General features: G+C 73.8%; 22 protein-coding genes, 1 tRNA gene and 1 riboswitch. Of the genes, 11 read left to right on the top strand and 12 right to left on the bottom strand.

Features of this window, described 5'->3' with window-relative positions:
• Positions 1-2: 2 nt before the first annotated feature.
• The 3 genes from selB to CRP29_RS22930 all read right to left on the bottom strand — a co-directional run bounded on the left by selB (position 3) and on the right by CRP29_RS22930 (position 3,195).
• A complete protein-coding gene (gene selB, locus CRP29_RS20250) occupies positions 3-1,742 on the bottom strand; it encodes a selenocysteine-specific translation elongation factor (protein ID WP_245853131.1) in 1,740 nt (579 codons plus the stop codon).
• Positions 1,739-3,070 carry an L-seryl-tRNA(Sec) selenium transferase gene (gene selA / locus CRP29_RS20245; protein ID WP_097196877.1) on the bottom strand — a complete coding sequence of 444 codons (1,332 nt, stop codon included), beginning with the start codon at positions 3,068-3,070 and terminating at the stop codon, positions 1,739-1,741. Before selA ends, selB begins: the two co-directional genes overlap by 4 nt.
• 29 nt (positions 3,071-3,099) lie before the next feature.
• A tRNA-OTHER gene (locus CRP29_RS22930) sits at positions 3,100-3,195 on the bottom strand.
• 64 nt (positions 3,196-3,259) lie between these two features.
• On the opposite strand from CRP29_RS22930, the gene CRP29_RS20240 reads away from it, so the two are divergent.
• Entirely contained in the window at positions 3,260-3,556 is a 297-nt protein-coding gene (locus CRP29_RS20240) for a hypothetical protein (RefSeq protein WP_141437182.1), read from the top strand.
• Here CRP29_RS20240 and CRP29_RS20235 read toward each other — a convergent pair.
• Entirely contained in the window at positions 3,553-4,896 is a 1,344-nt protein-coding gene (locus CRP29_RS20235) for a flavin monoamine oxidase family protein (protein WP_281256823.1), read from the bottom strand. The two genes, CRP29_RS20240 and CRP29_RS20235, sit on opposite strands and share 4 nt — an antisense overlap.
• A 111-nt stretch (positions 4,897-5,007) precedes the next feature.
• Between CRP29_RS20235 and selD the strand changes: the two genes are divergently transcribed.
• Positions 5,008-6,012, top strand: coding sequence for a selenide, water dikinase SelD (gene selD / locus CRP29_RS20230; protein WP_217991688.1), 1,005 nt, complete (start codon positions 5,008-5,010; stop codon positions 6,010-6,012).
• Between the two features lie 29 nt (positions 6,013-6,041).
• On the opposite strand, the gene CRP29_RS20225 is transcribed toward selD, so the two are convergent.
• Positions 6,042-6,884: a patatin-like phospholipase family protein gene (locus CRP29_RS20225; RefSeq protein ID WP_097196874.1), complete on the bottom strand. Its 843-nt coding sequence runs from the start codon at positions 6,882-6,884 to the stop codon at positions 6,042-6,044.
• Positions 6,885-7,049: 165 nt separating this feature from the next.
• On the opposite strand from CRP29_RS20225, the gene CRP29_RS20220 reads away from it, so the two are divergent.
• From CRP29_RS20220 to CRP29_RS20200, 5 genes are all read left to right on the top strand, one after another.
• A complete protein-coding gene (locus CRP29_RS20220; protein ID WP_217991687.1) occupies positions 7,050-8,003 on the top strand; it encodes a carbohydrate ABC transporter permease in 954 nt (317 codons plus the stop codon).
• On the top strand, positions 8,000-8,851 hold the full coding sequence (locus CRP29_RS20215; protein ID WP_097196873.1) for a carbohydrate ABC transporter permease: 852 nt from the start codon (positions 8,000-8,002) through the stop codon (positions 8,849-8,851). Before CRP29_RS20220 ends, CRP29_RS20215 begins: the two co-directional genes overlap by 4 nt.
• 65 nt (positions 8,852-8,916) lie before the next feature.
• The gene (locus CRP29_RS20210) at positions 8,917-10,221 is read left to right on the top strand and encodes an ABC transporter substrate-binding protein (protein ID WP_097196872.1); all 1,305 of its coding nucleotides are present in this window, start codon (positions 8,917-8,919) and stop codon (positions 10,219-10,221) included.
• A 31-nt stretch (positions 10,222-10,252) separates the two neighbouring features.
• A complete protein-coding gene (locus CRP29_RS20205) occupies positions 10,253-11,353 on the top strand; it encodes an ABC transporter ATP-binding protein (RefSeq protein WP_097196871.1) in 1,101 nt (366 codons plus the stop codon).
• Positions 11,354-11,427: 74 nt separating this feature from the next.
• A complete protein-coding gene (locus tag CRP29_RS20200; protein WP_097196870.1) occupies positions 11,428-12,393 on the top strand; it encodes a zinc-binding dehydrogenase in 966 nt (321 codons plus the stop codon).
• Between the two features lie 18 nt (positions 12,394-12,411).
• Here the strand turns inward: CRP29_RS20200 and CRP29_RS20195 are convergent, their stop codons facing one another.
• A complete protein-coding gene (locus CRP29_RS20195) occupies positions 12,412-12,726 on the bottom strand; it encodes a DMT family transporter (protein ID WP_097196869.1) in 315 nt (104 codons plus the stop codon).
• Between the two features lie 12 nt (positions 12,727-12,738).
• Positions 12,739-12,804: riboswitch (guanidine-III (ykkC-III) riboswitch) on the bottom strand.
• Positions 12,805-12,873: 69 nt separating this feature from the next.
• Here CRP29_RS20195 and CRP29_RS20190 point away from each other — a divergent pair.
• On the top strand, positions 12,874-13,107 hold the full coding sequence (locus CRP29_RS20190) for a helix-turn-helix domain-containing protein (protein ID WP_097196868.1): 234 nt from the start codon (positions 12,874-12,876) through the stop codon (positions 13,105-13,107).
• 2 nt (positions 13,108-13,109) lie between these two features.
• The gene (locus CRP29_RS20185; protein WP_097196867.1) at positions 13,110-13,649 is read left to right on the top strand and encodes a Clp protease N-terminal domain-containing protein; all 540 of its coding nucleotides are present in this window, start codon (positions 13,110-13,112) and stop codon (positions 13,647-13,649) included.
• A gap of 15 nt (positions 13,650-13,664) precedes the next feature.
• Here CRP29_RS20185 and CRP29_RS20180 read toward each other — a convergent pair whose 3' ends face one another.
• Together CRP29_RS20180 and lepA are read right to left on the bottom strand one after the other, a co-directional pair.
• Entirely contained in the window at positions 13,665-14,321 is a 657-nt protein-coding gene (locus CRP29_RS20180; protein ID WP_097196866.1) for an MOSC domain-containing protein, read from the bottom strand.
• A complete protein-coding gene (gene lepA, locus CRP29_RS20175; protein WP_097196865.1) occupies positions 14,318-16,162 on the bottom strand; it encodes a translation elongation factor 4 in 1,845 nt (614 codons plus the stop codon). The genes CRP29_RS20180 and lepA overlap by 4 nt, the downstream gene beginning before the upstream one ends.
• 58 nt (positions 16,163-16,220) lie before the next feature.
• Here lepA and CRP29_RS20170 point away from each other — a divergent pair, with 58 nt between their 5' ends.
• Both CRP29_RS20170 and rpsT read left to right on the top strand, forming a co-directional pair.
• Positions 16,221-17,204, top strand: coding sequence for a phosphotransferase family protein (locus CRP29_RS20170; protein ID WP_176523068.1), 984 nt, complete (start codon positions 16,221-16,223; stop codon positions 17,202-17,204).
• A 150-nt stretch (positions 17,205-17,354) separates the two neighbouring features.
• Complete coding sequence (rpsT, locus tag CRP29_RS20165) at positions 17,355-17,615, top strand: 30S ribosomal protein S20 (RefSeq protein WP_097196864.1); 261 nt, start codon at positions 17,355-17,357, stop codon at positions 17,613-17,615.
• Positions 17,616-17,720: 105 nt separating this feature from the next.
• Here the strand turns inward: rpsT and holA are convergent, their stop codons facing one another.
• From holA to CRP29_RS20145, 4 genes are all read right to left on the bottom strand, one after another.
• A complete protein-coding gene (gene holA, locus CRP29_RS20160; RefSeq protein ID WP_245853130.1) occupies positions 17,721-18,722 on the bottom strand; it encodes a DNA polymerase III subunit delta in 1,002 nt (333 codons plus the stop codon).
• 48 nt (positions 18,723-18,770) lie between these two features.
• Positions 18,771-19,313: a dihydrofolate reductase family protein gene (locus CRP29_RS20155; RefSeq protein WP_097197049.1), complete on the bottom strand. Its 543-nt coding sequence runs from the start codon at positions 19,311-19,313 to the stop codon at positions 18,771-18,773.
• Between the two features lie 80 nt (positions 19,314-19,393).
• Positions 19,394-21,742, bottom strand: a complete 2,349-nt coding sequence (locus CRP29_RS20150; protein ID WP_097196863.1) for a ComEC/Rec2 family competence protein — start codon at positions 21,740-21,742, stop codon at positions 19,394-19,396.
• Complete coding sequence (locus tag CRP29_RS20145; RefSeq protein ID WP_097196862.1) at positions 21,739-22,623, bottom strand: ComEA family DNA-binding protein; 885 nt, start codon at positions 22,621-22,623, stop codon at positions 21,739-21,741. The genes CRP29_RS20150 and CRP29_RS20145 overlap by 4 nt, the downstream gene beginning before the upstream one ends.
• Positions 22,624-22,664: the final 41 nt, after the last annotated feature.

Raw genomic sequence — 22,664 nt, 5'->3', positions numbered from 1 at the left:
GATCAGCGCAGCCGTCGGGTGTTGTCCGGGAGGCGGGTGCTGAGGCCCTGCGCGTCGAGCCACTCCATGAGCGGGACGGCGACCCGGCGACTGGTCCCCCACGCCTGCCGGGCCTGGCTGACGGTGAACGGCTGGGCCAGCCCGCCCAGTCGCGCCCGTGCCACCTCGGCGATCCCGGGCGCCAGGTAGACGGCATCGGCGACGCGGACCAGCTGACCGCTGCGCACGGCAGCCGCCAGCTCCCGCGGACCCAGACCCGCGGCCGCCAGCTCGGGAACCTCGGGAGCGGCGAACGGGTCGGCGGCCAGCCGAACGCGGATCGCGTCGACGGCCCGCTGCACCTGCGGAGGCAGCTCGGCCGCGCCGTCGACCACCCGCCCGTCGCGGAGCGCGAGCGGAGGGCGCACGAGCGCCGGCACCAGGTCGGCGCCGGGCAGGTCGAGCGCCCGGCGGACGACCTCGACCGGCGGGCCGGGCTCCAGCGGGCGCAACCGCCGGAACCGCGCGACGACGTCGGGCACGCGGGCGGCGAGCGCGTCGACCAGGCCGGGCGCGAGCAGCCAGGGACCGTGCTCCGCGGCGCCCTCGGGTACCGGCCAGCCCATCGCGGTGAACTCGGCGGTGCGGACGATCCGCCGGCGGGCGAGGTCGGCCGCCGCACCGGCGTCGCCGGCCGGCTGCGCGGCCAGGTCCGCGGCGCGCTGGCGGGCCGCGCCGCGGCGGCGCAGCTCGGGCGGGTCGACGTCCCGGACCTCGGCACCCAGCACCCGCCGGGCACCCGGATCCCGGAGCAGCACGCGGTCACCGATCCGGAGGGGCAGCGCGGCGTCCAGACGCAGCCGGACGACGGCGCCGTCCAGGGGGCGCACCCGCGCACCGACGGTCGCCGACCCGACGTGCACGACCGCCTCGGCCGGGAGCCGGTCCTCCGGCGCCCGCACCAGCGTCACGTCCACCTCGGCGGTGCTGCGGAACGCGCCCGGGGTCAGGAGGGCGTCGCCGCGGGAGATCTCCTCGACCGCGATCCCGCGCAGGTTCAACGCCACGCGAGCGGTGGCCCGGGCACGGTCGACCGGCCGGCCGAGCGACTGGACGCCGCGCACGACGACGTCGCGGTCCCCCAGCCGCAGCCGGTCCTCCGGGGCGACCGTGCCGCCGGCGAGGGTGCCGGTGACCACCGTGCCCGCGCCCTTGATGGTGAATGTCCGGTCGATCCACAGCCGCACCGGCGCGGTCGCATCCGGCTCGGGCAGTCCCTCGAGCAGCCGCTCCAGCGCGGTGGTGAACTCCGGCATCCCCGCGCCGGTCAGCGCGCTGACCGCGATCCCGGGCACGGCGCCCATCGACGTCCCCGCCAGCCGCTCGGTCGCGTCGGCGAGCACCGGCCCCGGGTCGGCCAGATCGGACTTGGTGACCGCCAGCAGCGCGTGCTCCACGCCGAGCGCGTCCAGGACGGCGACGTGCTCCTCCGTCTGGGCCGACCACCCGTCGTCGGCCGCGACCACCAGCAGCGCCGCCGGGACCGGGCCGATGCCGGCGAGCATGTTGCCGATGAACCGCTCGTGGCCGGGCACGTCGACCACCGCGACCGCGCGGCCCGACGGCAGCGCGGTCCAGGCGAACCCCAGGTCGATGGTCAGCCCGCGCCGTCGCTCCTCGGCCCAGCGGTCGGGCTCCATGCCCGTGAGCGCGCGCACCAGCGCGGACTTGCCGTGATCGACGTGCCCGGCGGTGGCGATCACGTCCACTTCTCCGCCACCTCCAGGACGGCGTCGGCGAGCGCGGCGTCGTCGTCGGTCAGCAGGCTGCGCAGGTTGAGCAGGGTGCGGCCGTCCTCGACGTACCCCACCACCGGCCGGGCGCCCAGCCGCAGGGGCTCGGCGAACGCGGCGGGCAGCGAGACGGCGACCCCGGTCAGGGGGTGCTCAGGGGCTCCTCCCCCGCCGACGCGGCCGGGCGCGTCGACGACGCGGGCGTCGACGCCCGCCCCGGTCAGCCGCCCGGCGATCGTCGCCGCGCGGGCCCGCAGGCCGGCGAGGTCGGCGGCGAGCAGTTGCTGCACGGGTGGCTGCGGGCCGCGCAGCGTCGCCTCGAGGGCGGCGAGCGTCGTCTTGTCGACGCGGAGCGCGCGGTACAGCGGATGCCGGCGCAGCCGCTGGACGAGGTCGGCCCGGCCGAGCACGAGCCCGGCCTGCGGCCCGCCGAGCAGCTTGTCGCCGCTGGCCAGCACGAGGTCGGCGCCCGCCGCGAGCGTCGACTGCAGGTCGGGCTCGTCGGGCAGCAGCGGATGCGCCCGCAGCAGGCCCGACCCCACGTCGGCCACCAGCGGGACGCCGGTCCCGGCCAGCGCCGCGGCCAGCTCGCCGATCCCCGCGGACCGCGTGAAGCCGCGGACGACGAAGTTCGACGGGTGCACCTTGAGCACGGCGCCGGTCTCCGGCGTGAGCGCGGCGCGGTAGTCCTCGACGGTGACCCGGTTCGTCGTCCCGACCTCGCGCAGGCGGGCGCCGGTGGACTCGAGCAGGTCGGGGATGCGGAAGCCGTCGCCGATCTCGACCAGCTCGCCGCGGGCGATCACCAGCTCGCGGCCCTGACCCAGCGCGGTGGCCACCAGTGCCAGCGCGGCGGCGCAGTTGTTCACCACGAGCGCGGCCTCGGCCGCGGGGACTGCCTCGAGGAGGGCGTCGAGGGCCGCCTCCCCGCGCGGGCCGCGCCGCCCGGTGCGCAGGTCGAGCTCCACGTCGGTCGTCCCGGCCGCTGCGGCGATCGCCTCGACCGCGGCCGGGGACAGCGGCGCCCGGCCGAGGTTGGTGTGCACGAGCACGCCGGTGGCGTTGAGGACCGGGCGGAGGCTGCCGGCCGTCGGCGGCAGGGCGTCCAGGACGGCGGCGACCGCATCGGGGGCGGCGAGCTCGCCGGAGCGGATGCGGCCCTGCACCCGCTGGACGGCGGCCTTGACCAGGTCGCGGCCCAGCCGCTGCTCAGCCGCATGCACCGCCGGTTCGGCGAGCAGGGCGTCGGTGCGCGGCACCGCGCGCCGCGGGTCGTCGCTGCTGCGCTGGTCGGACATCGCACCGCAGCGTAGGCGGGCGAGGGGTATGGCGGAGGCGGACGGGAATCGAACCCGCCTGACCGAGGTACTCGGCCACGTCGGCTTTAGAGGCCGCGGGGGCCACCAGACACCCTGACGCCTCCGCCGCGCAGCCTACGTGCCGGCGTCCGCGGAAAAGTGTCGGAGGTCGCTGCCAGCATCCGTCCCGTGAAGCGCACCGAGTCCCGCTCCGCCGCCCTGCTCCCGCCGGTCACCCTCACGCCCGAGGAGGCGGCAGCCGTCGCCGTGGCGCTGGCCGCCCAGCCCGAGGGCCCCTACGCGGGCGCCGGCCGACACGCGCTGGAGAAGGTGCTCACCGCGCTCGAACCCGATCCCCGCCGCCGCGCGGAGCTGCAGGCGGCCGGCGAGCGCTCCCGGCACCCCGCCGGGCGGGCGCTCCGTCCGCGGCCGGAGGCCCAGCGACCGCCTCGGCTCGTCCTGCTGCCGGGCGGCCGCGCGAGCTAGGCCAGGACTTCACGGGCCGCTCGGTGCCCCGACTCGATCGCCCCGTCGACGTACCCCATCCACCGGGTGGCCGTCTCCGTCCCGGCCCAGTGCAGACGGCCGACCGGCTCGCGGAGGGCAGGGCCCAACTGCGTCCAGGCACCCGGGGGGAAGTGGGCCCCGTAGCAGCCACGTGTCCACGGCTCGGCCGACCAGTCACGATCGACGTAGGACGTCGGGTGCCGCGCGTCGTCCCCGAACGCCCGGACCAGCACCTCGATCACCCGGATGCCGCGCTCCTGCTGGCCGAGTCGTCCGAAGGCGACGCCGTCGGCCCCCTCGACGAAGCCGGTCAGGACGCCCGGCCCACGGCCCGGCGTCGTGGCGTCGTAGGTGACGGACACCGGGCCGTCCAGGCAGAACGCCGACCCGTTCAGTCCCTGGTCGCGCCACCACGGCCGGTCGTAGACGACGTGGAACTTGATGACCGATCCGCCGGGCAGCCGCTGCGTGAGCTGGTCGCGCGCCGGCGGGAGGGCAGGCACGTAGTCCAGGCGTGCGGCGAGCGTCGGGGGGACGGCGACCACCGCCCACCGGGCACGGACCGATCCCCCGTCGAACTCGGCGCGGACGCCGTGCGCATCGTGGGCCAGCCGGCGGACCGGGGTGCGCAGCCGGACGGCGTCCCCGAGGTCGGCGGCGAGCCGGAGCGCGATCTCCTGGAGCCCGCCCTCGAAGCGGTCCTGCTGGGCGCCACCCTCGGTACCCACGAGCGACATCCAGCCGCCGCCCGCGGCGACGTAGAACAACGCATGGAGCAGCGAGAGGTTCGCCGGGTCCGTGGCGAAGATCCCGCGCACCGTGATCCGCAGTGCCGTCCGGGCGTCCGACGACGCGATGTGGGCCTGCATCCAGCTCTCCAGCGTCGAGCCGTCCAGCGCTTCCGCGTCCGGGGTCTGCCAGGGGGCGGCCACGTCGACGGTGCCCGCGAGGGCGTCGAGGGCCGCCATGGCCTCCGTCAGCTCCTCGAAGGCTGCCGTGTCGAGCGCGTCGACCAGTCCCGCCGGCGTCCGCACCGCTGTCCCGTCCGGCCGGATCACCACCTCGTCGCCGGCCGCCGGCTGCGGGAACGTCGGGACGCCGAGACGGCTCGCCAGCCGCGCCAGCTCGTCCTGTCCGGGGCCGGTCCACTGCCCACCGGCCTCCAGCTCCGCGCCGGCCAGCCGGACCGTCTCGGTCCGGCCACCCACCCGGTCGCGGGCTTCCAGAACCACCACGCTCCGCCCGGCGGACAGCACGTCGGTGGCGGCGACGAGCCCCGCGAACCCCGCTCCCACGACGACCACGTCGACCTCGTCCACGGCCCCTCCTCGATGCGGCAACTGGCCCCGGCCCAGCATGGCCTTCCCCGCTGCAGGTCGAGGTCCTCTCCCGCGCGGTGGTCGGCGACGGTGCGCCCTACATTCGGGACCGTGACGATCGCGCCCGCAATCCGGCTCACCCAGTACGCGCACGGCGGCGGGTGCGCCTGCAAGATCCCGCCGGGCGAGCTGGAGGCGGTCGTCGCGGGGCTGACCGCCGGCGGGCCCGCGGATCCCGCCGCCGAGCTGATCGTCGGGCTGGACGACGGCGACGACGCCGCCGTGGTGCGTCTCGCCGGCGGCCAGGGCCTGGTGCTGACCACCGACTTCTTCACCCCGGTCGTCGACGACGCGTACACCTTCGGGCGGATCGCGGCGGCCAACGCGCTCTCCGACGTGTACGCGATGGGCGGCACCCCGGTGGTGGCGGTCAACCTGCTGGGATGGCCGCGCGACGTGCTGCCCGCGGAGCTCGCGGCGGAGGTGCTGCGCGGCGGCCTCGAGGTGGCGCACGAGGCGGGCTGCCACGTCGGCGGCGGGCACTCCATCGACGACCCGGAGCCGAAGTACGGCATGGCCGTCACCGGGATCGTCGACGTCGACCGGATCATCACCAACTCCGGCGCGGTCGCCGGCACACCGCTGAGCCTCACCAAGCCGCTGGGCGTGGGCGTGCTCAACAGCCGGATGAAGGCCACCGGCGAGGTGTCCGAGGAGGCGGTCGCCTCGATGACCGCGCTCAACCGTGCGGCCGGCCAGGCGGCGGTGGACGCCGGCATCCGGGCGGGCACCGACGTGACCGGCTTCGGCCTGCTCGGGCACCTGTACAAGATGGCCCGCGCCAGCGGCGTCACCGCCGTGGTCGACGCCGCCGCGGTGCCCTACCTGACCGGTGCGCGCGAGGCGCTGGCCGGCGGGTTCGTCTCCGGCGGTACCCGGCGCAACCTCGACTGGGTGCGCCCGCACACCGACCTGTCAGCAGTGTCCGAGGACGAGGCACTGCTGCTGGCCGACGCGCAGACCTCCGGCGGGCTGCTGCTGGGCGGCGAGGTGCCCGGCGCACCGGTGATCGGCGAGTTCGTGCCCCGCGGGGAGCACGTCGTCATCGTCCGCTGACGATCCTCGCGGTCGTGCGGCGCGGAGCGTCAGCCCCAGAAGGCGCGGGCGGCCTCGATCGTCGCGGCGGCCTGGGCGCGGCCGGCGCGGGCCGAGGGCCCGCGGGTGGCCGGGTCGAGCACGTTGTTCCCGAAGGCGGCCAGCGCCGCCTCGTCGGCGGTCACCACGTGCACCTCGGCCTCCTTCTCCAGGATCTCGATCTCGCGGTCGAGCCCGGGTCCGAGCAGCCCCCCGGGCATGCCGCGCGTGGGCGTGACCACGAGCACCTTGTCGCAGCCGGCGGCGAGGTCGGCGTTGGTGACCGAGCGCATGCCGCCGTCCATCAGCCGCCGACCGTTCACGGTGACCGGCGGCCAGACGCCGGGGACGGCGCAGCTGGCGGTCACGGCGTCGAGCAGCCGCACACCGGATGAGGCGTCGAAGGGCAGGAACTCGCCGTCCGCGGTGTCCACGGCCGTGATCACGAGCTGCCCCGTCGGCCACTCCGGGTCGCCGATCCGGCCCTCGATGATGGCCCGGCGCTCGGCCTCCGGGACGGCGTCCACCGCCAGCGCGAGCGCACCCAGGCGGGCCCGCGCGTCCTGCTCGCCGGTGGCCCCCTTCATCGCGTCGGCGAAGGCGGTCATCGTCGACACCCCGTCGAACTCGACCTTCATCTCCCCCACCGGCGGGAGCAGCTGCCGCGCGTAGAGGGCCTGCAGGTCACCGTCGAGACGCAGCTGGGCACCCACCACGGAGCCGGCGGACGTGCCGACGACGAGGTCGGCCCCCGTGACGTCGACGCCCTCGGTGGCCCAGCCGCTGAGCAGGCCGAGCTCCCACGCGATGCCGGCGACGCCGCCTCCGCCGAGTACGAGTGCACGTGTCGTCATCTTCGGTGAGCTCCTCAGGTGGGACCGGGAAGAACCGGCTCAGGCTAGAGGGCGCCGTGGTCTCCGCCACACCTGAGGCCCCGACCGCCGGACGTTCATGATCACGGAACCGACCGGTCGCCCGGGCACCGGCACCTGTTCACCCCGGGCCGTCACGGTGCGTCCGTGGCCACTGACCTCGTCGCCGGCGCCCGCACCGGGCCCGCTCCGGCACCGCTTCCCCGGCCACCGGCCCGCCGCCGGGAGCGGCGCGGGCGCGGCCTGCTCGTCGCCGGCGCCTTCCTGGTGCCGAACCTGGTCCTGCTCGGCGTGTTCACCTACCGGCCGCTGATCGACAACGTCCGGTTGTCGTTCACCGACTGGAACATCTCCTCGCCCACGGCCACGTACATCGGCTTCGACAACTACGTCGAGTGGTTCACCAGCTCCGCCAGTCACGCCGTGCTGTGGAACACCGTCGTCTTCACCGCGGCCGCCGTGGTCGGCTCGATGGCGCTGGGCCTGGCGCTGGCGCTCCTGCTGGACCGCCGGCTGTTCGGGCGGGACGCGGTGCGGTCGCTGGTCTTCGCGCCCTTCGTCGTCGCCGGCGCCGCCGTCGGGGTCGCCTTCCAGTTCGTCTTCGACCCCACCTTCGGCCTCGTGCAGGACCTGCTGGGGCGGATCGGGGTCGAGTCGCCGGCGTTCTACCAGGACCCGGACTGGGCGCTGTTCATGGTCACGGTGACCTACATCTGGAAGAACCTCGGCTACACCTTCGTCATCTACCTGGCGGCACTGCAGGGGCGACGGGCGGACCTCGACGAGGCGGCCGAGATCGACGCCGCCTCCACGTGGACGAGGTTCCGCAAGGTCACCTGGCCGCAGTTGCGCCCGGCGACGTTCTTCCTGCTCATCACGGTGCTGCTCAACAGCTTCCAGGTCTTCGACATCATCGACACGATGACCAGGGGCGGCCCCCTGGGCAACGGCACGACGACGATGGTCTACCAGGTCTACCAGGAGACCTTCGTGAACCAGCGGGCCGGATTCGGCGCCACCGTCGCCACGGTCATGTTCCTCATCCTGCTCGTCGTCACCCTCGTCCAGGTCCGCGTCATGGAGCGGGGGCAGCAGCGGTGACCGCCGTCCAGGCCCCTGCCGAGCGCAGCAGCCGGCTCAGCCGCGCGGGCGGGTACGCCGGGCTCCTGCTCGTCGTGCTCGTCGTCGCGCTCCCGCTGTACTGGATCCTGATCTCCTCGCTCAAGGAGCGGCCGGACATCTACACCGTTCCGGTCGGCTGGTTCCCCGACCCGCTCACCGTCGACAACTACTCCGCCGTCGGCAGCGGGGTCGCCTTCACCGACTACCTGCGCAACTCGATCATCATCACCGCGTCGCTGACCGTCATCCAGGTGGTCCTCGGGGTGCTGTCCGCCTACGCCCTCGCGTTCCTGCGGTTCCCCGGCCGCAGCCTGGTGCTGCTGTTCGTGATCGGCAGCCTGATGGTGCCCAACCAGATCACCGTGATCAGCAACTACGCACTGGTCGCGCAGCTGGGCTGGCGCAACACCTTCACCGGGATCATCGTGCCGCTGGCCGGCGTCGCCTTCGGCACCTTCCTGATGCGCAACCACTTCCTCTCGCTCCCCCGGGAGATCATCGAGGCCGCCGAGATGGACGCCGCGGGGCCGCTGCGGATGCTCTGGCGCGTGGTGCTGCCGATGTCGTGGCCGACCCTCATCGCCTTCACGCTGATCACGATCGTCAACGAGTGGAACCAGTACCTCTGGCCACTCCTCATGGCCGACGACGCCTCCGTCGCGCCGCTGCCCGTCGGCCTCGCGCAGCTCCAGGACACCCAGGGACTGACCAACTGGGGCCCCGTGCTCGCCGGCACCGTGCTGACCATGCTGCCGATCCTGCTGATCTTCCTGGCCCTCCAGCGCCACATGATCAAGGGCCTGACGGCCGGCGCGGTCAAGGGCTGACCCCGACTCCGGGCGCCTCAGCCCGGCGATCCCACCGCACCACCCACGACAGGAGCTCCTTTCCCATGACCGCATCGGGACGCCGTCCCCTGCTCCGCCTCACCGGCGCGGCGGCCATCGCCGCGCTCACCCTGACCGGCTGCGCCGGGACAGGCTCTGCCGACGACGCCGGCGCGAGCGGCGACGGCCCGGTCGAGACGTTGACCTTCTGGTCGAACCACCCCGGCGAGTCCAAAGAGGTCGAGACCGAACTGCTCGAGGCCTTCGAGGCCGAGACGGGCATCGAGGTGAACCTGGTGACCGCCGGGAAGAGCTACGAGGAGGTGGCGCAGAAGTTCAACGCCGCCCTGTCCGGCGGCGAGCTGCCCGACGTCGTCGTGGCCTCCGACGTCACCTGGTTCAACTTCGCGCTCACCGACGCGATCACCCCCATGGACGAGCTGTGGGAGGCCGGGGACGTGGACAGCGAGGGCTACGTCGACTCGCTGCGCGAGGACTACGCCTTCGAGGGCGAGCACTACGCCCTGCCCTACGCCCGGTCGACGCCGCTCTTCTACTACAACAAGGCGATGTGGAGCGCCGCCGGCCTTCCCGACCGCGGGCCCGCCACGTGGGACGAGTGGGCCGAGTGGGCGCCGAAGCTCGCGGCGGCCAACGCCGGGATCGCCCCCATGGTCCTGCCCGACGGGAGCAACTACCTCGACTGGTACTTCCAGGGCATGGTCTGGACGTTCGGTGGCTCGTACTCCGACGAGTGGGACATGACCTTCACCTCGGACGAGACGATCGAGGCCGGGACGTTCCTGCAGGACCAGTACCGGCAGGAGCACATCGCGGTCTCCAACGACGCCAACAACCAGTTCGGCGCCGGCCAGGCCGCCGCGCTGATGCAGTCGACCGGTTCGCTCAAGGGGCTCACCAGCGCCGCCCAGTTCGACATCGGCACCGCCTTCCTCCCCGGCCCTCCGCCGGGCTGCCCGACCGGCGGCGCCGGCCTGGCCATCCCCGAGCGGATCTCCGACGAGCGCAAGGAGGCCGCCCTGCAGCTCATCGAGTTCCTCACCAGCACGGACAACACCGTGACGTTCAGCCAGGCGACCGGCTACATGCCGGTGCAGAAGGACGCCGTCGACCACCCGGACATGAAGCCGTTCCTCGACTCGAACCCGAACTTCCGCACCGCGCTCGAGCAGCTCGACGTCACCTCGTCCCAGGACTACGCCCGCGTGCTGCTGCCCGGCGGCGGTGCGCGCATCGGCGCCGGCCTGGACCGCATCACGATCGGCGGCGAGGACGTGGCGAAGGTGTTCGGCGAGCTCGACGAGGAGAGCCGGACCGTCTACGAGCGCGACATCGAGCCGAAGCTGTGAGCGCTGCACCTCGGCCCGAGGAGGGCCCGGCATGGCGGCGGTGACCTTCGAGGGGGCCACCCGGACCTTCCCGCAGAGCGACCGCCCCGCGGTCGACGCCCTCGACCTGGGGATCGGCGACGGGGAGTTCATGGTCGTCGTCGGGCCCTCGGGCTGCGGCAAGTCCACCAGCCTGCGGATGCTCGCGGGTCTGGAGCCGGTCAGCTCGGGGCGCGTGCTCATCGACGGCGTCGACGTCACCGGGCACCGCCCCCGGGACCGGGACGTCGCCATGGTCTTCCAGGGCTACGCCCTGTACCCGAGCATGACCGCGGGCGAGAACATGGCCTTCGCGCTCCGGAACCTGGGCGTCGGCGCCGACGAGATCAGGACCCGTGTGGCCGAGGCGGCCAGGATCCTGCAGCTGGAGGAGCTGCTCGACCGCAAGCCGGCCAAGCTGTCCGGCGGCCAGCGGCAGCGGGTGGCGATGGGGCGCGCCATCGTGCGCGACCCCAAGGTCTTCTGCATGGACGAGCCGCTGTCCAACCTGGACGCGAAGCTGCGCGTCTCGACGCGGGCGGAGATCGCCGCACTGCAGAAGCGGCTGGGCACCACCACGGTCTACGTCACGCACGACCAGACCGAGGCGATGACGATGGGCGACCGCGTCGTCGTGCTGCGGGACGGTCGGCTGCAGCAGATCGGCACCCCGGCCGAGCTCTACGAGCGGCCGGTCAACACGTTCGTGGCCGGGTTCATCGGGTCGCCGTCGATCAACCTGCTCGACCGGGTCCCCGTCCGCGACGGCCGCGCCGTCGTCGCCGGCTCCCTGCGGATCGCCCTGCCGGCAGCCGGCGCCGGGCTCGCCTCGGTCACGGTCGGGGTCCGCCCGGAGGGCGTGGACGTCGCCGGGAGCGATCCCGGCGCCGGCGACCGCCTGACGGCCCGGGTCCTCCGCGTCGAGCGGACCGGCGCGGAGCTCTTCGCGCTGGTCGAGCCGCTCGGCCTGACGGACGGCGTCGGCCACCGCGGTGACCACCTCGTCGTCCGGCTCGACAAGCGCCTCGGCGTCCACGAGGGCATGGAGCTCACGCTGCGCGTCCACCTCGACGAGGCACTGGTGTTCGACCCGGAGGGCATCGCGGTCCGGTGAGTCGGCGCGGGTGGCCGGGGCGGGCCCCGACCACCCGCGTCGCCACGCCACCGGTCCTCGGTTAGCTTTCGAGCATGCTCGCTGCCTTCGTCTCCACGCCCGCCCCGAAGGACCCGCTCTCCGTCCTCGAGGTGGGTGAGCGTCCGGAGCCCGTGGTGCCCGACGGCTGGACGACGATCCAGGTCAGGGCCGTCTCCCTCAACCACCACGACCTGTTCAGCCTCCAGGGCATCGGCCTGCCCGAGGAGCGGATGCCGATGATCCTGGGCACGGACGCGGCCGGCATCGACGAGGACGGCAACGAGGTCGTCGTCCACGGCGTGATCGCCAGCCCCGGCTGGATGGGCGACGAGACGCTGGACCCGAAGCGCTCGCTGCTGTCCGAGGTGCACCAGGGCTCGATGGCCGAGCGGGTCGCCGTCCCCAAGCGCAACCTGCTGCCCAAGCCGGCCGACCTGTCCTTCGCCGAGGCCGCCTGCCTCCCCACCGCGTGGCTGACCGCCTACCGGATGCTCTTCGTCCGCTCGGGTCTGCGGCCGGGGCAGACCGTGCTCGTCCAGGGCGCCAGCGGCGGCGTCGCGACGGCGCTGATCGTGCTCGGGCGCGCCGCCGGCTACCGGATCTGGGTGACCGGCCGCAGCGAGGAGAAGCGCGCGGCTGCCCTCGCCCTGGGCGCCGAGCAGGCGTTCGAGAGCGGGGCCCGGCTGCCCGAGCGGGTGGACGGCGTCATGGAGACCGTGGGTGCGGCGACCTGGAGCCACAGCATCAAGTCGCTCAAGCCCGGCGGCGTGCTGGTGACCTCCGGTGCGACAACCGGCTTCAACCCCGGCGCCGAGCTCAACCGGGTCTTCTTCACGCAGCTGTCGGTGATCGGCTCGACCATGGGCACCAAGGACGAGCTGGAGGCGCTGATCCAGATGTGCGCCGTCACCGGCATCCGGCCGCAGATCGACGTCGAGCTGCCCCTGACCGAGGCCCGGGAGGGCTTCGCCCGGATGTCCGAGGGCCGCACCAACGGGAAGATCGTCTTCACGCTCTGACGGTCGCCGTCGTCGGTCTCAGTGCACGACCTTGAGGCCGACGACGCAGCCGATCAGCCCCAGGATCAGCAGCACCTTCGCCGCTGACACCGGCTCGGTGCCGCTGGCCATCGCGTAGACGACGGTGAGCGACGCGCCGATGCCCACCCACACCGCGTAGGACGTGCCCACCGGCAGCTCGCGCATCGCGTAGGCGAGCCCGACCATGCTCAGCACGAGGGCGACCGCGAAGACGATCGACGGGGCGAGCCGGGTGAACCCGGCCGACCGGCCCAGGGCCGTGGCCCACACCGCCTCGAACACCCCGGACACGACGAGCACGAGCCAGGCCATGGGAGAACTCCTCTGGCGCCGTCTTGTCGCACACCGGGTACGGCACCGCTCGTCCGGGAGCCAGAGGTGCGGCTCTCCCCCACCTTCTCACGCACGTCGAGTCAACCAAGGTTGACAGTCCAAGAGATGCAACCTAGGTTGACAGGCATGGCGGACACGGCACAGGTCGCTTCGGCGGCCAGCAGCAAGGACCCCACCGTGGGGCTGGCGGCCGTCCGCTCGCTGCGCGTCCTCGTCGAGCGCCTGGAGGAACTCCAGGTCGGCAACGCGCGCGAGCAGGGCTGGACGTGGGAGCAGATCGCCGAGCGCCTCGGCGTCAGCCGGCAGGCGGTCCACAAGAAGCACGCACGCGGCCGAGGGCCGCTCCGACGGAAGGACTGACGATGTTCGAGCGCTTCACACCCGAGGCCCGGCAGGTGGTCGAGGGCGCCCAGCAACAGGCCCGCGAGCTGCGCTCCGACCGGGTCGGCACCGAGCACCTGCTGCTCGCCCTGCTGACCCGGCAGGGGACCACCGCGTCCACGGCGCTCGGCCGGCACGGCCTGACCCGCGAGGCGGTGGCGGCCGACATCGTCCGCCTGACCGGAGGCGAGGAGCTCGACGCCGCGGCGCTGACCTCCCTCGGCATCGACCTGGACGCCGTGCGCAGCTCGGTCGAGGCCTCGTTCGGGGTCGGCGCGCTGGACGGCCCGGGCGCGCGCTCGGCGCGGACCGGCCACATCCCGTTCACGCCGGGCGCCAAGAAGGTGCTCGAGCTCTCCCTGCGCGAGGCCATCGCCGGCAAGTCGCGGAGCATCACCGACGGGCACGTCCTGCTCGGGCTGATCCGGGAGGGCCAGGGGCTGGCGAGCACGGTGCTGCACGATCGCGGCGTCGACCTCCCGGCCCTGCGCGAGGACGTGCGGCTGGCGTCGAAGCCCTGAGCGGGGCCGCCGTGCTCAGGAGTTCGCAGCGCCCAGGGCGACGAGCTTCGCGGCGATCTTCGGCTGGTCCTTCAGCGGCAGGTACGCCAGGGCGGGGGCGAGTTCGGGCAGCCGGCGCTTCTGCGTCATGACGATGCGGAAGGCAGTGCCGACGGTGACACCGTGCTCGGGGCGGGACACGATCTCCACCGCGTCGCCGGCCCCGATCTCGCCGGTCTGCAGCACCCGCAGGTACGCACCCGTCGCACCGTGCGCGGCGAACCGCTTCACCAGGTCGGGGATGCCCCAGAACCGGGCGAAGTTCGCGCACGGGGTCCGCCAGGCGGTGACCTCGAACAGCGCACTCCCGATCCGCCACCGCTCGCCGAGGACGGCGTTGCGCAGGTCGAGCCCGGAGGTGCGGAGGTTCTCGCCGAACCGGCCGGCGGGGAGCTCCCGCTCCAGCTCGGCCACCCAGTGGTCGGCGTCCTCCTGCGCGTAGGCGTAGACCGCCTGGCCCTCGCCGCCGTGGTGCTTCCGGTTGACCTGGACGTCGCCCTCGAGCCCCAGCTCGTGGACGGCGACGCGGCCGGGAACCGGTCGCTTGTCGATGCCGGTGCGGACCGGCTTGCGGTCGGGTACCGCCGGGAGGTCGGTGCCCGAGACGCAGACCGCCTCGACCCGGGCAGTCACTTCTTGGAGGCGGTCGACTCGTTGGTGGAGAGCGCGGCCACGAAGGCCTCCTGGGGGACCTCGACGCGGCCGACCATCTTCATCCGCTTCTTGCCCTCCTTCTGCTTCTCCAGCAGCTTCCGCTTGCGGGTGATGTCACCGCCGTAGCACTTGGCCAGCACGTCCTTGCGGATCGCGCGGACCGTCTCGCGGGCGATGACCCGGGAGCCGACGGCGGCCTGGATCGGCACCTCGAACTGCTGGCGCGGGATCAGCTCGCGCAGCTTGCCGGCCATCATGACGCCGTAGGAGTAGGCCTTGTCCTTGTGCACGATCGCGCTGAACGCGTCGACGGCCTCGCCCTGCAGCAGGATGTCCACCTTCACCAGCGAGGACTCCTGCTCGCCACCCTCCTGGTAGTCCAGGCTGGCGTAGCCGCGGGTCTTGGACTTCAGGGCGTCGAAGAAGTCGAAGATGATCTCGCCGAGGGGCAGCGTGTAGCGCAGCTCGACCCGGGACTCGCTGAGGTAGTCCATCCCGCCCAGCTGGCCACGGCGGCTCTGGCAGAGCTCCATGATCGCGCCGGTGTAGTCGCTCGGGGCGATGATCGTGGCGTTGACGATGGGCTCGAAGACCTTGTCGATCTTGCCCTCGGGCCAGTCGCTCGGGTTGGTGACCGTGAGCTCGCTGCGGTCCTCCATCACGACCCGGTAGACCACGTTCGGCGCGGTCGAGATGAGGCTGATGCCGGCCTCGCGCTCGAGCCGCTCGCGGACGATCTCCAGGTGCAGGAGGCCCAGGAAGCCGACGCGGAACCCGAAGCCCAGAGCTGCGGAGGTCTCCGGCTCGTAGGTCAGCGCGGCATCGTTGAGCAGCAGCTTGTCCAGCGCCTCGCGCAGCAGCGGGTAGTCGCTGCCGTCGATCGGGTAGAGGCCGGAGTAGACCATCGGCTTCGGGTCGCGGTAGCCACCGATCGACTCCGCGGCCGGCTTGTGCTGGAGGGTGACGGTGTCACCGACGCGGGACTGGCGGACGTCCTTCACACCGGTGATGAAGTAGCCGACCTCGCCGACGCCGAGGCTCTCGACCGGCTTGGGCTCCGGCGAGATCACGCCGATCTCGAGCAGCTCGTGCGTCGCGCCGGTCGACATCATCTTGATCTTGTCGCGCGAGGAGATCCGGCCGTCCACCACGCGCACGTAGGTGATGACGCCGCGGTAGATGTCGTAGACGGAGTCGAAGATCATCGCGCGAGCGGGGCCCGCGGCCTCACCGGTGGGCGCCGGGATGCGCTCGACGATCAGGTCGAGCAGCTCGGGGACGCCGACGCCGGTCTTGCCGCTGACCCGCAGCACGTCGTCGGGCTCGCACCCGATGATGTGCGCGATCTCCTCGGCGTACCGCTCGGGCTGGGCGGCCGGCAGGTCGATCTTGTTGAGCACCGGGATGATCGTGAGGTCGTTCTCCAGCGCCAGGTACAGGTTGGCCAGCGTCTGGGCCTCGATGCCCTGGGCGGCGTCGACCAGCAGCACGGCGCCCTCGCAGGCGGCCAGCGAGCGGGACACCTCGTAGGTGAAGTCCACGTGGCCCGGCGTGTCGATCATGTCCAGCACGAACTCGGTGTCGGTGTGCGCACCGGAGCGCGGCGTCCACGGCAGCCGCACGTTCTGGGCCTTGATCGTGATGCCGCGTTCGCGCTCGATGTCCATGCGGTCGAGGTACTGGGCACGCATGTGCCGCCCCTCGACGAGGCCGGTGACCTCGAGCATCCGGTCGGCCAGCGTCGACTTGCCATGGTCGATGTGGGCGATGATGCAGAAGTTCCGGATGAGGGCCGGATCGGTGGCAGCAGGAGTCGTCACAGTGGGGCCATCGTCCCACGCCGGGACGACGGATAAGGCATTGCCCGAGGACGACGTCGTGGCGGACCGTGGCGCGGTGTCCTTGCCCGGCAGTCCACGCCTCCCCTACGACCGGCTCCCGTCAGCCCTTCGAGCGCAGATCGACCAGGTCCTGGGCTCTCCCGTCGTCCGGGTGTCGCCGCGGAAGGGCGGCTTCTCCCCCGGACCGGCCACCGTCGTGACGTGCGCGGACGGCCGCTCCGCCTTCGTGAAGGCGGCCGGGACGCCGTTGAACCCGGAGACGCCGACGCTGATGCGAGCGGAGGCGGAGGTGGCCGCCGGGCTGCCGGCGAGCCTGCCGGTTCCTGCCCTGCGCGCACACCTGGAATGGGCCGACGGTGCCGACGAGTGGGTCGCGCTCGTGTTCGACGTGTTCGACGGCGACGCGGCGCCGCTGCCGTGGACGCCTCGGACCGCCGCCGTGGCGGTTGCCGGACTGGCCGAGCTGGCCCGGTCCGGCACCCCCTGCCCCGTCGCCGGACTGCCCACCCTGGCCGAGCGGGTCGACAAGCCGCTGTCCTCGTGGTCGGGGCTGGCGGCCGATCCGCCGGCGGATCTGGACCCATGGGAGGTCCAGCGGCTGGACTGGCTGGGTCGCGTGCCCGACCGTCTCGCCGCCGGCGGATGGCTGGGCGGTGACACCCTCGTCCACGGCGATCTCCGGGCGGACAACCTCCTGATCGGTCCCGGCGGCGCGGTGGCGTTCGTCGACTGGGCCTGGGCCGTCCGTGGTGCGGACTGGATCGACACGGTGCTGTTCAGCCTGGACGCAGCAGCGCAGGGCGGTGTGGATCCCGAGTGGCTGGTGGGCCGCTCGGCCCTGGTCGCCGCCGCGGACCCGCGCCAGGTGACCGATCTGGTCCTCGCGATGGCCGGGATGTGGGCGACGAGCATGCGGCGGCCGGCACCGCCGGGGCTGCCCACCATCCGGGCCTTCCAGCGGCACTTCCACGACGCCGCGCTCGCCTGGGGGATGCGCCGCGTCGCTGCCGGGCTCTGTTGACCGGGCCAGTTGGGGTCGACTCGACCGGCTGGTATCTTGTGAGGCCGGTTCGTGTGCGCGCCGTCCCCGCACGGCACAGCGCCCGAACGCAGGTCTTTCACGAACGATTGTCAGAAGTACTCCCTCCTGTCGAGACACCGAGGCTCACGCGTGGCGAACATCAAGTCCCAGATCAAGCGGATCAAGACCAACGAGAAGGCGCGTCAGCGCAACGTGGCCGTCAAGTCCGCCCTGAAGACCGCCGTCCGGCGCGTCCGCACGGCCGCCGAGTCCGGCGACGCCGCCGCCGCGGCCACCGCCTTCGCGGTCGCCGCGAAGCAGCTCGACAAGGCCGCCAGCAAGGGCGTCATCCACAAGAACCAGGCCGCCAACCGCAAGTCGGGTCTGGCGAAGCTCACCACCGGTCTCTGATCCGGCCCGCGTCGCTCGCGACGCGGATCGAACGAGCCCCCTCCCCTCGCGGGATGGGGGCTCGTTCGCGTTCCGGGGGTTCGCGGTCGACGGCGGCGGGTGCCGTCAGCGGCCGGTGGGCAACCGGCCCCGGCCGGTGGTGGCCCGGATCTCGACGATCCTGCGGACCGCGCGCTCCAGCGCGTAGTCGGCGCTGGCGGCGACGCCCTTGACGTCGGCGTTGAGTCCAGCCACGACCCCGATCGCCTGCTGCAGACCGTCGATGCTCCAGCCCCGAGCCTGGGCCTGCGCCTTCTTGACCTTCCACGGCGGCATCTTGAGCGTGCGGGCGAGCTCGCCGGGGTTGGTCGAGCTCAACGACGCGACCCGGGCAGCGGTGCGCACGCCGTCGGCCAGCGCATCGGCGATGAGGACGTGCGCCACCCCGCGCTGCAGCGCCCAGCGCAGCATCTCGATCGAACCCTGCCGGTCCCCGATGAGCACCCGCTCGGCGACGGTGAAGCCGGTGACCTCGGCCTGCCCCCGGTGGAACCGCGCGACGGCGTCGCCGTCGACGGTGCCGCCGAAGTCCGAGACCAGCTGGCTGGCCGCGGCCGAGAGTGCCCGCAGGTCGTTGCCGACCGCGTCGACCAGTGCGGTGAGGGCGTCGCCGCTGATCCGGCCGCCGAAGGTGCGGACCTCGTTGCGCACGAAGGCCGCGCGATCACCGGCCGAGCTGATCTTGGGGCACTCGTCGACGGCGGCGCCGGCCGCCACGAACGCCTTGACCAGCGCCTCGTTGCGCTTCCCGCCGGAGTGGACGATCACCAGGGTGATCTCGGGGTCGGGGTCCTTTGCGTAGGCGGTGAGCGCCTCGGCCAGCACGGCGGCGGACTCGTGCACGCCGGTCACCACGACCAGGCGGTGCCCACCGAACAGCGAGGGCGCCAGCACGTCGGCCAGCTGACCGGGCGGGAGGCCCAGGGCGGCGAGCTCGTGCAGCTCGGCGTCGGGGTGCCGCTCGACGACCGCCGTCCGCACCGCGGCGACCGCGCGGGAGCGGAGCAGCTCCTCCTCGCCGGTCACGACCCGCAGCCGCGAGGTGGGAGGCACGGGATCGGCAGGCACGGGTGCATGGTGCCACGCGGGACCCACGGGCCCGTCGTCCTCCTGACCTCAGGTGGCCCGTGCGGCGTAGTGCACGAAGAGGTTGCCCGTCGGCGACGGGCGCACGGCCACGAGGTCCAGGCGACGGCACTGCGGCCCTTCCGGGAAGAGCCGCCGTCCGCGGTGCGCGATGGTGGGGACGATGACCAGGCGCAGCTCGTCGACCAGCCCGGCCTGCAGCAGCGACTGGGCCAGCGTGATGCTGCCGTGCACCCCGATGTCGCCGCCGTGGCCGGCCTTCAGGCTCGCGACATGGTCCTCGGCGCGCTCGGTGACCGCCTCCGCACCCGACCACCGCAGCCCGAGCGGCGTCGACGTGACGACGTGCTTGGGGACGGTGTTGATGAAGCCGGCGAAGGGCTCGACGTGCGACGTCGGCCAGTAGCCGGCCCAGTAGTCGAAGGTGCCTCGGCCCAGCAGCACATCGGTCTGCGAGGAGATGACCGCGGCCAGGTTGTCGAAGACTTCGTCGTCGACCTCGAACATCCAGTCGCCGGGTTCTTCGGCGACCCCGTCGAGCGTCATCAGTTCGTACAGGACGACCTTGCGCACCGTGTTCTCCTCCTCGCCGGACCCGTGCCACTGAAGACGTCGGCCGGCGGTGAAACCCATCGCCGGGCCGGCCGATGGCCTCATGGGCTCTGCCGTCGCGCTGCCACACCCCACTCGTCGACCGAGCCCACCACCGCGACGTCGCCGTCCTGATCGGTCCGGTGGACGGTCATGCCCCCACGGGCCAGCTCCTCCAGCAGGGTGCGGGCGGGGTGCCCGTAGGTGTTGTCCGCGCCGACCGAGATCAGCGCCACCCGGGCACCGGTCGCGACCAGGAACCCCGGATCGGCGTCGGCGCTCCCGTGGTGGGGAACCTTGAGCACCTCGGCCTCCAGGTCGACCCCGCTGCTCCGCAGCCGCCGCTCCGCCTCGGCCCCGAGATCCCCGGTGAGCAGGATCCGGATACCGCGGACCGTGGCCCGCACGACCAGCGACAGGTCGTTGGCCTCCGCGGCCGCCGTGGCCCGTTCGGGAGCCGGTGCGAGGACCTCCAGCGCCACCGCACCCACGTCCCGCCGCTCCCCCGGCAGCAGCCGGATCCGCTCCGCACCGGCGTGCCCGACCAGCGACTCGACGGCAGCGAGCCGGTCGTCGGCCGGTGACAGCACACCTGTCGCCACGACCCCCACCTGCCGGTCGGCGACGGCGCCGGCGAGACCGCCCACGTGGTCGGCGTCCAGGTGCGAGAGCAGGACCAGCGGCAGGCGCTCGATGCCCAGGTCGTCCAGGCACCGGTCCACCGCCGCGACGTCCGGGCCGGCGTCGACCAGCACCGCCTCGCCCGGCCCCGTCGGCAGCACCAGCGCATCGCCCTGGCCGACGTCGCAGGCGACGAGCACGGTGTCCGGCGGCGGCCATCCGCGCACCGCCTGCCGCACCGGCCAACCGACCAGCACCAGCCCGGCGAGGGCGGCCAGCGCCAGCGGGCGGAGCCGCCGGAACCGCCACAGCGCCCAGCCGCTCCCCGCCAGGAGCGCGGCCAGCAGGGCCGCGCCGAGCACGCCGGCGGGCCAGCCGGGCGCGGCATCGGGCAGTTGCGCCGCGCGCTCGGCCACCAGCACCAGCCACCGGGTGGGCCAGCCCGCGCCCCAGACCAGGAGATCGCCCGCGGGCGGCAGGAGGGCGCCCACGACGGTGGCGAGGATGCCGAGGATCGTGGCCGGAGCCACCGCCGGAGCCGCCAGCAGGTTGGCCGGCAACGACACCAGGCTGACCGTGCCGGACAGCGCCGCGACCAGTGGCGCCGTCGCCGCTCCGGCGGCGAGGCTGACCGCCAGTGCATCGGCGACCGCCGGAGGCCAGCCGCGCCGCCGGAGGTGCCGCGACCAGTCCGGGGCCAGCAGGACGATCGCCCCCGTGGCGACCACGGAGAGCGCGAAACCGAGGTCACGCGCCAGGCCGGGATCGGCGAGGAGCAGGACGCACACCGCGGCCGCGAGGGCCGGCACGGCCACCCGGGCCCGACCGGACGCCAGCGCCAGCAGCGTGACCGCCCCCATGGCGGCCGCCCGGACCACGCTCGGCTCGGGACGGGCCAGCACGACGAAGCACACGAGCGCTGCGCCACCCACGGCCGCCTGCACACGCCGGTCGACCGCCCGCCGGCGCAGCGGCCAGAGCACCGCGGTGATCGTGATCGCCACGTTCGCCCCCGACACGGCCGTCAGGTGGGCGAGCCCGGCCCGTCGGAAGTCCTCGTCGAGCACCGGGTCCATCTGCCGGGTGTCCCCGACCACCAGCCCGGGCAGCAGCCCGGCCGGCCGGGGATCGAGCACCCGGGCCGACGAGTCGGCCAGCCCGTCGCGCATCGCTCCGGCGAGCCGCTGCCATCCCTCGGCGCTCCCGACGGCCGTGGGCGGCCCACGAGCCGACAGCACCGCGACGACGTCGTCGCCGTGGCGAGGCGGCGACGTGCTCGCGTTCGCCCGCAGCTGCTGCCCGGGCAGCAGGTTCCGCCAGCCCTCCGCCGGCGCGAAGAGCAGCACTGCGGCCTCCAGGCGCCTGGTCGACGCACCCTCGTGCAGCGCGGTCACCGTCGCGTCGACGACCACCCGGGGATGCCCGCCCCCGGAGAGCAGGTGCGGGTCACCGTCCAGTTCGAGGTCCACCGTGACGGCGCGCTGCTCCTCGGCGAGCAGCCGCAGCGGCGAGGCCTCCCGGGCCATCCCGCGGACCGCAGAGGTCGCGCTGGTGACGGCGAGCGCGGCGAGGACGGACAGGAGCACCGTGGCCCCGGCGCTCCTGCGACGGCGGGCACACCACGCCAGGCCCGCCGCGCCGGCCGACACCACGGCCACGAGCACGGGCGCGAGGAACGGCGCCGCCAGGCTGACCGCCCACACGACGCCGGCCACCGGGACCAGCCGCAGATCCGTCCACCGCCAGCGGCCGTCCGCGACCTCCGGCGCCGGCCGTCGGACCGGCGTCACACCGTCACCAGCTCGGCCAGCTCGGCGGCGATCGCCGGGCCGATGCCGGGGACGTCGTCGAGCTGCTCGACGCTGCGGAACCGGCCCTGCTCACTGCGGTGGTCGACGATCCGCTGGGCGAGCACCGGGCCGATGCCCGGGAGCGCATCGAGGTCCTGGGCGGTCGCGGTGTTGAGGTTCACCGGCCCGCCGGCGCCCGCCCCAGCCGGCGACGGGCTGCCGCTGACCGGGGAGGGCGCCCCGACCGCGATCTGCTGGCCGTCGGAGACCACCGCGGCGAGGTTGACCGTGGCCGGATCGGTGCCCGGTAGGAACCCGCCGGCCGCCTCGACGGCGTCGGCGACCCGGGAGCCGGTCGGCACGGTCACCAGTCCGGGCCGCCCGACCAGGCCCACCACGGCGACGACGACGGTGGTCGCGGTCTCGGCCGCCTCCCCCACGCGAGGGCCGGCCGTCGGGAGCGCCGCCGCCGAGTTGCCGGTCGACTCCGGCGTCACCGGTTCGACCTGGGGGCGGTCCCACCACGTCCCGCCGATGACCAGCAGCGCGGCCAGCAGTCCCGCGATCCAGAGAGCGCGGGCACCGGGCCGGCCTGGATTCCACCGCACCACCCGGTCGGGCGCCCGGTGCCGTCCGAGCCCCGGGGGGCGGTCCGCGCCCGGCTCCGCCCCGGCGCCGTCGCCCTCGAGGGCGTGGTGTTCCTCGGCTCGTCCGGAGGGCGACCGCCCCTGGGTCACCGGCGTCCGCGCCTCCTCGCCTTCCTCCTCGCCTTCGTCCTCGTCCTCGGGCACCCAGCCGCCGCGGAATCCCTCGTCGAGCAGCGCACGCAACCGGGCGCGGATGACGTCGGCGTCGTCGGAGCGGCGAGGGCTGGTGCGCACCCCGCGGACGCTAGGAACCCCCGGTCACCCACGACGGCCTC

Source organism: Blastococcus aggregatus (genome assembly GCF_900221005.1).
In the GTDB taxonomy this organism is placed as follows: domain Bacteria; phylum Actinomycetota; class Actinomycetes; order Mycobacteriales; family Geodermatophilaceae; genus Blastococcus; species Blastococcus aggregatus.
The sequence above is the reverse complement of the archived record's forward strand: the minus strand, read 5'-3'. Positions and strand labels throughout refer to the sequence as shown.